The sequence below is a fragment of the Pseudoalteromonas sp. AS84 genome, assembly GCF_038900255.1.
GTDB lineage: Bacteria > Pseudomonadota > Gammaproteobacteria > Enterobacterales > Alteromonadaceae > Pseudoalteromonas.
Genome location: NZ_JBBMQY010000002.1, coordinates 355,752 through 370,009, shown reverse-complemented (window position 1 = coordinate 370,009; position 14,258 = coordinate 355,752). Strand labels below are relative to the sequence as shown.

General features: G+C 38.5%; 10 protein-coding genes. 5 read left to right on the top strand and 5 right to left on the bottom strand.

All coding sequences use genetic code 11. The features are described 5' to 3' along the window. Window positions 1-261: 261 nt before the first annotated feature. Window positions 262-2,886, top strand: a complete 2,625-nt coding sequence (locus WNY79_RS03970) for a glycoside hydrolase family 3 C-terminal domain-containing protein (protein ID WP_342875213.1) — start codon at window positions 262-264, stop codon at window positions 2,884-2,886. 28 nt (window positions 2,887-2,914) lie between these two features. After that, the gene (locus WNY79_RS03965) at window positions 2,915-4,357 is read left to right on the top strand and encodes a sugar porter family MFS transporter (RefSeq protein ID WP_342875212.1); all 1,443 of its coding nucleotides are present in this window, start codon (window positions 2,915-2,917) and stop codon (window positions 4,355-4,357) included. A gap of 47 nt (window positions 4,358-4,404) precedes the next feature. Here WNY79_RS03965 and WNY79_RS03960 read toward each other — a convergent pair whose 3' ends face one another. Continuing rightward, window positions 4,405-5,073, bottom strand: coding sequence for a response regulator transcription factor (locus WNY79_RS03960; protein WP_303440460.1), 669 nt, complete (start codon window positions 5,071-5,073; stop codon window positions 4,405-4,407). Further along, window positions 5,066-6,370: a DUF4118 domain-containing protein gene (locus WNY79_RS03955; protein WP_342875211.1), complete on the bottom strand. Its 1,305-nt coding sequence runs from the start codon at window positions 6,368-6,370 to the stop codon at window positions 5,066-5,068. The genes WNY79_RS03960 and WNY79_RS03955 overlap by 8 nt, the downstream gene beginning before the upstream one ends. A 182-nt stretch (window positions 6,371-6,552) precedes the next feature. Between WNY79_RS03955 and WNY79_RS03950 the strand changes: the two genes are divergently transcribed. Together WNY79_RS03950 and WNY79_RS03945 are read left to right on the top strand one after the other, a co-directional pair. After that, window positions 6,553-7,212, top strand: a complete 660-nt coding sequence (locus WNY79_RS03950; protein ID WP_303440464.1) for a TrkA family potassium uptake protein — start codon at window positions 6,553-6,555, stop codon at window positions 7,210-7,212. Then, complete coding sequence (locus WNY79_RS03945) at window positions 7,209-8,576, top strand: TrkH family potassium uptake protein (protein ID WP_342875210.1); 1,368 nt, start codon at window positions 7,209-7,211, stop codon at window positions 8,574-8,576. Before WNY79_RS03950 ends, WNY79_RS03945 begins: the two co-directional genes overlap by 4 nt. Before the next feature lie 219 nt (window positions 8,577-8,795). Here the strand turns inward: WNY79_RS03945 and WNY79_RS03940 are convergent, their stop codons facing one another. Beyond that, window positions 8,796-10,205: a sugar porter family MFS transporter gene (locus tag WNY79_RS03940; RefSeq protein WP_342875241.1), complete on the bottom strand. Its 1,410-nt coding sequence runs from the start codon at window positions 10,203-10,205 to the stop codon at window positions 8,796-8,798. 53 nt (window positions 10,206-10,258) lie between these two features. After that, window positions 10,259-11,299 (bottom strand): LacI family DNA-binding transcriptional regulator, encoded by a 1,041-nt coding sequence (locus WNY79_RS03935; protein WP_197118744.1) that lies wholly within the window; start codon window positions 11,297-11,299, stop codon window positions 10,259-10,261. A 211-nt stretch (window positions 11,300-11,510) separates the two neighbouring features. On the opposite strand from WNY79_RS03935, the gene WNY79_RS03930 reads away from it, so the two are divergent. Beyond that, window positions 11,511-13,121 (top strand): glycoside hydrolase family 43 protein, encoded by a 1,611-nt coding sequence (locus WNY79_RS03930; protein WP_342875209.1) that lies wholly within the window; start codon window positions 11,511-11,513, stop codon window positions 13,119-13,121. Window positions 13,122-13,215: 94 nt separating this feature from the next. Here WNY79_RS03930 and WNY79_RS03925 read toward each other — a convergent pair whose 3' ends face one another. Continuing rightward, entirely contained in the window at window positions 13,216-14,172 is a 957-nt protein-coding gene (locus WNY79_RS03925) for a Gfo/Idh/MocA family oxidoreductase (protein WP_342875208.1), read from the bottom strand. Window positions 14,173-14,258 lie beyond the last annotated feature (86 nt).

Below are 14,258 nucleotides of genomic sequence, written 5' to 3'. Positions count from 1 at the left end.
GCTTTATTAAGCTACTTTGGTTATATATACATACTTAGTTTTTATAAATGGATTAATACATAGGGACTGAAAATCATACTGTTAAATAGTAATTAACACGTATTTGCAGCTTAATACCTATTATTTAGGGAATAAAAGTATGAACTTACGTAAATACGCTCATTTAAACGTTCAAATTTATATTAATCTTACCCTTAGACGACTCTAATAATAACCTCTGTTAATTTATTTTTATCACACACCAATAAAGAGTTGATAACAATGGTTAACAAAAATATAAAAGGCTTTATTGCACTTACAGCAATCGCTACTTTAGTTAGTTGTGCGCCCCATAAACAATTAAATACAGGTACAGATATAAATACACCACTTTATCTAAATGAAGCGGCAACAACTGACGAGCGCGTAAATGACTTAGTAAATCGCTTAACATTAGAAGAGAAAGTAGCTCAACTATTTGATAAACCCCCCGCGATTGAGCGCTTAAATATACCAAAATATAATTGGTGGAACGAAGCGCTTCACGGTGTAGCAAGAGCCGGTAAAGCAACTGTTTTTCCTCAGGCGATTGGTCTTGCTGCCACATTTGATGAAGACTTAATATTAAGAGTTGGCACGGCTATTTCTGACGAAGGCAGAGCAAAGCATCATGCCTTTTTAAATGAAAATAACCACTCAATGTATACAGGGCTGACGTATTGGTCGCCAAACATAAATATTTTTAGAGATCCACGCTGGGGCCGTGGTCAAGAAACCTACGGTGAAGACCCTTATTTAACAACCCGTATTGCGGTTAATTTTATTAACGGCTTACAAGATGATAACTCTAAGTATTTAAAATCTGTAGCAACACTTAAGCATTATGCAGTACATAGCGGCCCGGAGGTTTCAAGGCACAGTGACGACTACACTGCATCTAAAAAAGATTTAGCAGAAACCTATTTACCCGCATTTAAAGATGTAATAGCACAAACGGATGTAGCATCAGTAATGTGTGCATATAACAGCGTAAATGGCACGCCGGCTTGTGGTAACAACGAGTTAATTCAAAATAAATTACGTGATGAATTTAATTTTAAGGGTTACATCGTGTCTGACTGTGGTGCTATAGCCGATTTTTACGACGTAAAATCACACAATATAGTCAGTACAGAAGCACAAGCTGCAGCGATGGCGCTTAAAACAGGAACCGATTTAAATTGCGGTGATCATCATGGAAATACCTATAGTTATTTAACTCAGGCCGTACAAGAAGGATTAGTTGAAGAAAGTGATATAGATATAGCATTAAAACGCCTTATGTATGCGCGCTTTAAATTAGGAATGTTTGATGATGCTAACAATGTGCCTTTTTCTAAAAAACCGATGACGTTAGTTGGAGCTGCAGAACATTTAAAACTCACCGAAGAAGCAGCTCAAAAATCATTAGTATTACTTAAAAATAAACAATTGCTGCCTTTAAAAGGTAACGAAAAAATAGCGTTAATTGGCCCGAATGCAAATAACACCGCTATTTTATTAGGAAATTACAACGGCACACCTATCAAACCCATTACTCCTAAATACGCATTAGAAAAACGCCTAGGTAAAAATAAACTTACATATTCTGCAGGCTCAAGCATTACCGGTGAGGTTTATACACATTACCAACCTATTGAGGCAAAGCATTTTTTTCATCTAGATCATAATAATCAAATGCAGCCAGGGTTAATTGCCCAGTATTACCCAGCGAGTAATTTTGACCGTCAACCAGCTAAACGACAAATAGATAAAAATATCGATTTTAGCTGGGAACGCTCCCCTATCGACAACTCTATTGAGCAAGAATTTGCTGTTAAATGGGACGGAATAATTAAACCTGAGCAAACAGCACAATACTATTTTAAAGCCACCAATATAAGTTTTACACTTAATGGTAAAACTGTTAATGGCGCTATAACGCTTAATAAAAATGAAGAATATATATTAACTGCACAAGCTAAATTCAATCATTTTTGGCATAGCAACGTTATTAACCCAACAGCGAGTTTAGGCTGGTTGAAAAACCCTCAAAACCTTACTCAACAAGCGCTGATCAATGCCAATGAAGCGGATGTTATTGTATTTGTAGGCGGTATTAGTGCCAATCTTGAAGGTGAAGAAATGCCACTGCAAATTGAAGGGTTTTCTCACGGAGATCGAACCAATATTAATTTACCTAAAAGCCAACTTAATTTACTTAAAAAGCTAAAGCAGACCGGTAAACCTATCGTACTTGTAAATATGAGCGGTAGTGCAATGGCATTAAATTGGGAGAACGAAAATATAGACGCTATTGTGCAGGGCTTCTATCCAGGTGAGGCAGCAGGAAGCGCGCTAGCTGGTTTACTTTACGGCGACTTTAGCCCATCAGGTAAATTGCCTATCACCTTTTATAAATCAGTTTCAGATTTACCTGACTTTAAAAACTACTCAATGCAAAACCGTACATACAAATATTATGAAGGTGAAGTACTTTACCCATTTGGTTATGGCTTAAGTTACGCAGACTTTAAATACAAAAACACACGTCATTCAATAAACGCAGACACTGGCGATTTAAACCTAACAACAACAATCGCTAACCAAAGCAGTTTTACAGCTGACGATGTTGCTCAAGTTTATATTTCTATGCCCGACGCGCCAATTAGAACACCTAATAAACAATTAGTGAGTTTTAAGCACGTTACTCTTAAAAACAAAGCACAAAACGACGTCCAATTTACAATTCCTAAAAATAAACTCACTTATATCAATGAGCAAGGTATTGCTGTTGCGTACAAAGGACGCTTAATTGTTACGGTGGGCTCTGGGCAAGGTATTAAAATACCAAAAGATAAATTTACAGTGTCTAACATTGTTTTATAAAAAATAATAAAAATCTAGGAATAATAAAATGGAAAATACAGCGACAGATCCCACGCTCAGTGGTGAATCTATTCAGTTAGAGAATAACGAAAGCGAGAACTTATTACGTATATTTTTTATCGCGTGCGTAGCTGCGATTGGTGGATTTTTATTTGGTTTTGATAGCGGTGTAATTAATGGCACAGTTGATGGACTTAAAGATGCCTTTAACTCTGATAGCGTAGTAACCGGCTTTAATGTAGCGAGTATGCTGCTAGGCTGCGCTATTGGTGCATTAATAGCAGGTAAAAGCGCCGATCATTTTGGTCGTAAAAAGGTATTACTTGCAACTGCTGTTCTTTTTATCATCAGTGCCTGGGGCTCAGGCATTGCAGGATCGTCGGGGGAATTTATAATTTATCGCTTAATTGGCGGCTTGGCGGTAGGAGCAGCTTCAATACTAACGCCCGCTTATATAAGTGAAATAGCCCCGGCACGTTTACGTGGTACACTTACTTCTATTCAGCAAATTGCTATTATTTTAGGATTATTTTGCTCTTTTTTAAGTAACTATTTACTCGTACAAATATCTGGGAACTCAACCGAAGTGCTTTGGTCAGGCTTTGATACGTGGCGATGGATGTTTTGGATAGAATTAATCCCTGCAACTATTTTTTTAGTCACTTTATTTTTTATTCCAGAAAGCCCGCGTTATTTAGCAATGAAAAATAAACAACTAGCAGGAATGAAAATTCTATCGCAGCTATTTGGTTCTAAAAACGCCAAATCAATGTGGGAAGAAATCAGGCTGTCATTAGGTAATAGTAAAAAACCTAAGATAAGTAACTTATTTCAATCACACACATTCAAGCTAAAGCCAGTCGTTTATATTGCAATTGGACTTGCAACATTACAGCAACTAGTCGGTATTAACGTGGTATTTTATTATGGTGCTATATTATGGCAGGCCGTTGGCTTTTCAGAATCGGATGCGCTTTTAATCAATATTATTAGTGGCGTAATTAGCTTAGTTGCCTGCTTTATTACTTTATCGCTTATTGATAAATTAGGCCGAAAACCATTTTTATTAATCGGTTCAATTGGCATGTCCTTCTCACTCATTGGTTTAGTTGTCGCATTTTCTAACGGCACTATAGACGCTCAAGGACAATTACAACTTGGCGACTGGGGCTTTACTGCACTAGTACAAGCCAACTTATATGTATTCTTTTTTAACCTTTCATGGGGTCCCGTAATGTGGGTAATGCTAGGCGAGATATTTCCAAATAACATGAGAGGATTAGGCTTAGGAGTTGCAGGGCTTGCTCAATGGCTGGCTAATTTTTTAGTCACTATGACCTTTCCTATATTGCTAGCCGGTGGAGGGCTTGTACTCGCATATTCGCTCTATGCATTTTTCGCATTAATATCGGTGCTTTTTGTTATTTACTTAGTAACAGAAACCAAAGGAACAAAGCTAGAAAACGTATAACTTTATCGTCCTAAATAGCTAAATTTAGGACGATAATTTTTTAGTGCCTACCCAACTAATCTATAACCTACCGCTGGCTCAGTTAAGATATGAATAGGACTTGCAGGGTTTACCTCAAGCTTTTGTCTTAGTTGCGCAACATGTACACGTATATACTCAGGTCTATTAATGTATTGATCCCCCCATACCTGACTTAAAATAGCATTATGAGTAAGCACTTTATCTTTATTTTGAAATAACATAAGCAAAATTTTATATTCTTTATTAGTGAGCTTTATATCGCTACTGTTAAGCGTAACTGTGTGCTTATGCGGATCTATAATGATGTTACCGCATTGCAGTGCCAATCTGGGCTGTGTATTTACTCTTAGTAGCACACGCATTCTTGCCAGAAGTTCATTTGCACTAAAAGGTTTGGTTATATAATCGTTTGCCCCATTATCAAGGGCTGTAACCTTTTCCACCTCGCCATCGCGAGCCGAAAGCACTAATATTGGTATTTCGCTCCATTGTCGTACTTCAAGTAACCAAGCCTGTCCATCCATATCAAGCAATCCCAAATCAAGTAACACTAAGTCAAAGCTTTGCTCACTCATTAATGAAAAACCATCAAGCCCTTTCGCACTAATTGATACGTTGTAGCCACTGGCACCTAGTAATGTTTTTAAAAAACTTTGCAGTGCAGGTGAGTCTTCTAGCACCAATACATTAATCATTCTTTGCACTCCAGCTAAGTATTGCTGTAGCTACTTGGGTCAGCTCATCAATAGCTAATACAAATTCGCCTTGATGAAATTGCGCAACTACATCGCAAATTACGCTACCAAGCCCAACTCCTTCATCCGAACTGCTTGGATGAGTAACTATGAGATTGCTTATGGCTATTTTATAGTGTGTTATGTTACCAATTCGCTCAGTATTAAAGTCCACTGTCGCCACTCCATCACCGTAACGTGCTGCGTTTTCGAATATATTCGCAAGCGCGATTTCTAAAAGTGTTATATCACCTATACAACAAGTAGATTTATCAAAGACTAACGCTAAGTTAAAACCACTTAATTGCTGCTGCCTGCGTGCTTTAGCCTCAGTAACAAGTGTATGTACGTTGATAGCTTGCCATGCTAGCTGCTCTCCTATTTTATTTACCCGACTAAGCTCCATCACTTTATTAAAATGCTGATTTAAGATTTCACTTTGCTCATAAATATTTTTTGCTTGTTCTGTAATTGATGCCTTACTCAGCTCAATATTTTCGTCAGCTAACATGCTTGATGAGCCCATAATAGTAGCCAAAGGCGTGCGTAGATCATGAGATAAACTACGCAGCAATGCGTTTTTAGCACGTTCTAACTCTGCTTGTACTTTCATCGATGCCGACTGGTTTCTAAGATTTGAGTTTTCGTGGACCTGAAACAACAAAGACAGTGCCGTATCTATAAATGCACGGTTTTCAGGACTAAGTTCGGCATCTGAAATAAAGCCGCCCCATTGTGTGTTTTGTTCGATATTGAAGTACTCTCCATTATCCATTGTATTATTGTTCCAACGAAGTGTAATACCTAGATGGTTTTTAATTGATGTTGTAAATACTTGGCGCTGAGCGTTTATATCATCAAGCCCATTAAGCGCCTTAGCTAACTCATATAAACATCGTGTATTACTGGCATGTAACTGGGTATCACGAACGTTTTTACTTAGCTCGCCCGCCAATTTACTTATCATCAAGCCAACTATAAGCATGACAGTAAAAGTGACTAAGTATTCAATTTTTTCGATATGAAATGTAAAGTACGGCAGTACAAAAAACCAGTCGGTACATGCCACACTAACTAACGTTGTAATTCCCGCTAAGGCTGCATTTTGACGCACCGCAACCCATGCCACCCAAAGTAATTGCAACATGACAATGTCGGTGGTCGTTAGCCACTCTCGAACTGGAAAAATAGCCAGCACAATAAAAATAGGCGCAATTGTTGTTAATAAAAGCGGCTTAAGCCATTTATTAATACCCATTTGTGCACTCCCATAAAATTCTCTTTTTATAGGTTACTGCTTTTTAATACGTTGTGTATAAAGTTTTTATAAAGATTTTTGGCTGTAGTGTTAAATGTTTATAAAGCTTAATTGATATGGGGTGACTCTTTTTTAAAATTCCATAGTCTTTGCTATGTCGTATTTTTTTAATAGGAACACACATGGCACAGTTTGCAGTAATTGGATTAGGTAGTTTTGGTGTTACCGCCTCGCTTGAGCTTGCTAATCAGGGGCATCACGTTTGCGCAGCCGATATAAGCGAAAGCACCATTAACGCGTTTGCTAATCAGTTAAATTACACCGTCATTTTAGATGCTAGTGATGAAACACAGCTTGCTCGACTCGACTTAACTAGCTGCCAAGCTGTATTAGTTGCAATTGGTGAAAATATAGAAGCGAGTATTTTATGCGTGCTGCATTTAAAAAACCTTGGTGTTGAACAAATATGGGTTAAAGCGTGCTCTAAAAGCCACCATCAAATTTTAAGCAAACTTGGCGTATCCCGTATTATTCACCCAGAAGAAGAAATGGGTGTAAGAGTCGCCCATGCACTTAACTACCCTATGGTTAGCCAGTACTTTGCGCTTACACAATCTACATTCATTGTTGAGCTTGCCATAGATTTACATTTATCTGGGCGCAATATTGGCTGGCTATTAAAAGAGCGTAACTCAGACATAAAGCCGCTTACCTTACGCCGAGATGACAACTTTAATACAGACCTAACACTCGACACCGAGTTACGCCATGGTGATAGCCTTGTATTACTAGGCTCCAAGCATTATTTAACAAAACTTACCAAACGGTTTAAAGCCTTATGATCAACTGGCAAGCAAACGTACTTCCAAAGCAATTTAATCGCCGTTTAAATAATTTTAAAAGGCCTGTTAATCCCCCTTTAATTTTAACTGCTGGTTTTTTTACACTCATTATTTTCGGCACTTGCTTATTACTATTACCTTTTGCAAGTGTTGAATCGCTTAGCTTTATTCAAGCTTTTTTTACTGCATCCTCTGCGGTTACAGTAACAGGCTTAGTTGTTATTGATACAGGTACTGCGCTAACCACATTTGGGCAATGTGTTGTGATGGTGCTTATTCAAATTGGAGGAATCGGCTTTATGACCGTAGCCGTTATTTCGTTTTTAAGTATTGGTAAAAATTTAGGCTTAAAACAACGTCTACTTGCAAGCCAAGCATTCGATACAAGCGATTTAAATGGAGTGATCCATGTAGCTAAATGTGTAATAACTTACTCGCTAATAATTCAAACTATAGCATTTTGCTTACTTTTTATTAGCTGGGTAGATGACTATGGTATTGCGGGTAGCGCCTACCAAAGTCTATTTTATACTATTTCGGCTTTTAACAATGCCGGGTTTGCGCTAGACAGTAATAGCTTAATGGCTTTTAAAAGTGATATATCTGTTAATCTTATTATCAGTGCATTATTTATAATCGGTGGTTTGGGGTTTACCGTTTTAATAGATATATATCAACAACGTCGCTGGCATAAATTAGCAATCAATACACGTATTGTATTAATTGCGAGTGCTGTAATTAATTGCTGTGCATTTTTGCTTATTTTTTTATTTGAATATTCAAATCCAGCCACACTGGCCAACCTACCTTTTAACGAGCAAGTAATTGCAGCCTGGTTTCAAGCTGTAACACCGCGTACTGCAGGCTTTAATACTTTACCTATTAGCCAGCTAACTTCCGACTCAACATTACTTACATTGTTATTAATGGTAATAGGTGGTGGTTCGGTAAGTACAGCAAGCGGTATTAAAATTGGAACTTTTGTTATTTTACTACTTGCTATGTATAGCTATTTACGCCAAAAACCACAGGTAACCGTACTTAACAGAGAGCTAAGCGACAAACTTGTGATAAAAGCACTAAGCGTTGTAATTTTGTACTTATTTACGGCTTTTTTGAGCATTATGATAATGAGTAAAATTGAGCAAGCGTCACTTTTAGATATTACTTTTGAAGTGATCTCGGCATTGAGTACCGTAGGGCTATCTCGGGATTTTACTAGTAGCTTAAGCTTGCCAAGCCAACTAATAATTATTTTACTTATGCTGATTGGCAGAGTTGGTCCACTGACATTTGCGTATTGTTTTGCAAGACCTAAATTACAACCTCTTAAGTTTGCTAAAACAACCATTCAAATAGGATAACTATTATCATAGCTACTTAGCCAGCATAATTTATGTAAGGTTTTTGGCAGTGTAAGCAAGGAAATTAGCGACTCCTAAATATGGCTTTATCAATTGAGAGACTTTTATAGAAAAAACAAAGGTAACTATAACCTCACTTTATTATTGCAGATATGAAAATTAATAAAATAAGCGCCAAAACCATTACAATAGTTTTGGCGCTTATTAAAGGGGTAATATTTACCCTTTCATTTGTTCAAGCTCTTTGCCTTTGGTTTCGTGTAAAAACTTAAATACAAATATAACTGAAACAAACGCACAAAATGCGTAAAAACCATAAGCCCCAGCTAAACCAATGCCTGTGAGCATGACAGGGAACGACCAAGTAATTAAAAAGTTAGCTATCCACTGGGCAAAGCCGGTAACTGCAAGGCCAGAGCCGCGAATTTGGTTAGGGAACATTTCGCCTAACATAACCCACATTACAGGGCCCCACGATAAATTAAAAAAGAACACATAAGCATTAGCGGCTATTAAAGCAACTATGCCCTGCTCTCCTAATTCTAAGTTGCCTGTTGAGCCAATATCTGCATTTAAAAAGGCATAAACAATAACCGAAAGTGTCACCGTCATACCAATTGAGCCGGTTAACAAAAAAGGTTTTCTGCCAATTTTGTCTATAAAATACATGGTAATAAACACCGCTAAAATACTTACAAAGCCGCTTATTATATTAATAAGTAACGCGTCAGATTCAGTAAAACCGGCAGCTTGCCAAAGTACCGCGCCGTAGTAAAAAACAACGTTAATGCCTACTAATTGTTGAAATGTAGCTAGGCCAATTCCTATCCAAACAATGGGGCGTAAACGTTTTTTAGGTTTATCAATAAGATCAGATAATTTAGGTTGGTGTTTATCGCCAGCAAGAGACTCTGCTATTTCATTTAATTTAAGAGCGGCAGTTTCATCGCCATATAATGACGATAAAACACGTGCAGCAGCGTCTTTTTTACCAGCCATAATTAAGTATCGAGGGCTTTCGGGGATAAAAAACAAAGCGATTAAAAACAAGCATGCAGGTAATAACTCAACCCAAAACATCCAACGCCATGTTTCAAAGTCGAGCCAAAATAACGCCGTAGAACCGCCAGCCGTATTTGCTAAAAAGTAGTTACTTACAAATGCGCTAAACAAACCAAAAATTATAGCCACTTGTTGCAGTGTAGAGAGCGTGCCTCTGTATCGTGCGGGGGCAATCTCGCTAATATAAGCTGGGGTCATAACCGACGCAGCCCCTACAGCTAAGCCACCTAAAATGCGATAAATCACAAATTCAAACGAGGTGACTGACACACCCGACCCCCAAGCACTTATAATAAATAAAGCAGCGGCAAAAAGTAATATCGGACGCCGACCAAATTTATCAGCTAACCGACCTGCGCAAAACGCACCAATTGCACAACCAATTAGCATGCTCGATACGTTAAATCCCGTACCCGCACTACTGGAGCCAAACGCCGTTTGTAATCCATCAACCGTGCCGTTAATGACGCCGCTGTCAAACCCAAATAAAAACCCGCCAATGGTCGCAACAAAGCAGACCAGTACTATTAAAAGTACATTTTCTTTCTCGTTCATAAGTATCCATATTGTGTGTTGTTGTTATTTTATATAGATTTTGAAGCTCAAAAGGGTGTGCTTATTTAGTTGTTTTTATTGGCTGAGCTTGATTCTCTTTCTATTAATTCAAAATCTAAAATATGTCTTAAGTCTAAACTTTTTACATTGCTCAAATCGTTATACTGTCCCGATGCTAGTAAAGTAATGGCAAGCTCAGCCATTTCATTAATGGGCTGTTTTACCGTAGAAATATTTGGCCACACTATGGTTGCAAGTTGCGTGTCATCAAAGCCAACAACCGACAGTTCGCTTGGAATATTAATACCTTGTTTTTGAGCTATTGAGATTACAGCGGCTGCCATGTCATCGTTAGCTGCAAAAATAGCTGTAGGCTTATCATCAAGTGAAAGTAATTTTATTGCCGCTTCCATGCCCGATTGATAAGTAAAACTGCCCTGCTCTATATACTCAGGTGGCGTTATTATTTTATTAGAGCGCAGTGCATCTAAATAACCTTGGTAACGCAAACGGCTAACACCTTGTTTAGTGTCGCCAATAATATGTGCAATTTTGCTATGCCCTTGATTTATTAAATGCTCTGTAACATCAAACGCTGCTTGGTAATCGTCCATGCATATATAAGGGGAGCGATTTAATTTTGTATCTGGCGTTATTCTTACAAACGGAATATTTGCTTTAGTAAGTACATCTAAAACCTGTTCGTTGTCGCACATAGGAGGCAGTAAAATCATGCCATCAACCTGTGTAACATCAATAAGTTGCTTTACCGATTCAATTGTTTTGTCAATATCGGTATGCGCTTCGTCAACAACAAGGTGGTAGCCCAATGCACGGCATTTTTTAAGCGCTGCCAATAAAAATTGGCTTATGTAAGAGTCACTTGGGTTATCGTATAAAAGCCCTAAAAAGAATGACTTAGTACTAGCAAGGCGCCTAGCAGACACATTTGGCCTGTAATTTAATTGCTCAACAACAGCCATTACTTTTTCGCGGGTTTTGTCGCTTACTTTTTTGTCTTGGTTGAGCACGCGCGAAACTGTCATCATTGATACACCAGCCTGCTCGGCTACATCTTGTATTCTTGCTCTTTTAGGATCGGCCATTACTGTTATTACCTACTCACAATCAGTGGATTGTTATAATTAACTTTCTTAATTTTCATTATACATAATTGCGAAGCTTGATATTGTTTACAGCGCGTTTTAAATGATTACTTATTGACAAAGTCTTATACTACACTGAAGATGTTAGCGCTAACAACAAATTTATAATATTCACACCCAATAATATAAAAAACTTAAAAAGGCCTATATTATGAGCATGCTGCAAAACCCAATTCTAAGAGGCTTTAACCCAGACCCAAACATTGTCAGAGTTAATAACGACTACTACATAGCCACTTCAACATTTGAATGGTTTGGCGGTGTGCAAATTCACCACTCTACCGATTTAGTAAATTGGCGAGTTATAGGCCAAGCACTTAACACCGTAGAGCAACTCGATATGCGAGGAGTGCCCGACTCTTGCGGTGTATGGGCACCGCAACTTAGCTACAACAATGGGCGTTTTTATTTGGTGTATACCAATGTAAAAAGCTTTGATGGCCCATGGAAAGACACGCCAAACTATTTTGTATCAACCACTGATATTACCGGTAACTGGTCACAAGCGACTTACTTAAATTCTAGCGGTTTTGATCCGTCTATTTTTCACGATGATGACGGTAAAAGTTATTTGCTAAACATGCTGGTTGATCACCGCAACAACGCACTATTTGGTGGCATAGTAATGCAAGAGCTTTGCCTAAAAACCAATAAATTAATAGGCGATGTTAAACCTATATTTGCAGGCACAGAGCTTGGTTGCACTGAAGGCCCGCATATTTTAAAACGCGGCGATTACTACTATTTAATTACCGCTGAAGGTGGCACAGGGTATGAACACTGCATTAGTATTGCGCGCTCTAAAAACGTATTTGGCCCTTACCAAGTACACCCGTACAACCCCGTTATTACAGCAGCCCACGAGCCGAGTAATGCGCTACAAAAATGTGGCCATGGAGATTTTTTTCAAACACAAACCGGTGATTGGTACACTGTATTTTTAACATCAAGACCACTATCTGAGCGTGGCCGCTGCATTACAGGGCGTGAAACAGGGGTTGAGCAAATAATCTGGAAAGACGATGGCTGGCCTTATGCAAAACACACAAATAAAGTCCCGAGAATACACGTACCCGTTGAGGGCTTAATGCCAAATCCACAGCCTCAACCCTCAACACATATTGATTTTAGTAACGATGGGCTTACTGTTGATTTTCAGTCATTGCGCATACCCATGTGCAAAAATTGGGTGTATAAGAACATCCAAAAATCATCGCTCACCCTAGTGGGGAAAGAGTCTTTAAGCTCATTGCATCAGCAAAGTTTTATTGCCAGGCGTGTACAAGCTCATCATACTGTTAGCAGCACATGCGTTGATTTTGCGCCGAGCAGTTTTCAGCAAATGGCGGGGCTTGTATGTTATTACAACACCGCTCATTACTACTATTTACATATAAGCGGCGGCGATTTAGGCGATGAAACCACACCACGTTATTTAAATGTAATAAGCTGCGATAAATACCAAACAAGCACGCCTGTTGCACCGCTTTTGCTTAAAACAAACAAGCCTGTTTACTTAAAAGCTGATTTTAATGGCGCTCAGCTGCAGTTTTACTACGCCACCGAAAAAAACCGCTGGATAGAGTTTGGCCCAGTGCTCGATGGCAGTATTTTATCTGATGATTACGTGCAGCAATCACCGCAAGGGTATCGACCGTGTTTTACTGGTGCTTTTATTGGTATGGCGTGCCAAGACTTATCGGGACAAAATAAAGAAGCTCACTTTTCATTTTTTAATTATGACGAAACTAGCGGCGAATAAATCGCCGCCAGTTAAGTTTATTAGTTGATTTAAAGCTGATATAAAACCATTCCAAAGCTTTTTAAAGCTCTTTTAAAGTTCTCTTAAAACCATTTTAAAACAGGGCTTTAATACGCTCCATTTGCGATTGTAAAAGTAAACTTTGAGAGTGGCTCATAATGTCACTCTCTCGTTTATTTTCGCTCAGTAAGCGCCCTACTTCTTGGGCTTCAAAGCTATAACCTTGTGACTGCCTGCCATCTTCAAAATGCTCTATTAAATCATCAAGCTCATACAAAGAGCACTCATAAGCTCTAAATGCATCGGGTATTTTTATATAGCCTTTGTCGCCAATAATATACGCACCATTCCCTAACCGGCATTGAAATGACGTTGCTAAGCTCACCATTACATCGCCACAATTAGCAGTAATAAGTACATCGTCTTCCACGCCTTTGTAGCGAATATTTGCTCTTACGTATAAGTTTTCAAGGTCGTTATTTAAAAAGTAATTGGCAATCGCAAGCGGATAAATCCCCATATCAAGTAAACAACCGCCCGCTAAATCTGGGTTGTATTCACGCCCGTCGGGGTTAAAAGGCACAGGATAGCCAAAGTCAGCTTTAACATGTTTAATAGTGCCAATTCGCCCTTGCTCTACCCATTGTTTTGCTTTTTGTATTGCAGGTAAAAAGTACGTCCACATGGCTTCCATTAAAAATACGTCGTGCTTTTTAGCCAGTAAAGACAACTGCTTACACTCTTCTACCGAAACCGTAATAGGCTTTTCGCACAATACATGTTTGCCTGCTTTAATAGCATCACTGGCATTTTTAAAGTGAAAGTTATGCGGGGTGGCAATGTAAACTACATCAACGTTTTTATCGTCAAATAATGCTTGATACCCTTCGTAGGCATTTGCCGCGCCATACTTGCTCGCAAAAGCGCTTGCATCTTCCCCACTTCTTGCTGCAACCGCGTACGCAACACCATTATTGGTATGGGCTAAGTCTTCACAAAATTGTGCAGCAATTCGGCCACAACCAACAATACCCCAGTTTATTTTTTTCATAGTGTTTCCTTATGATCTTAAAAAGAAATTTAAGTGAACTCCAACAACCAAGCAATAAACTTGCAAATTAATTGTTAAACATAGTT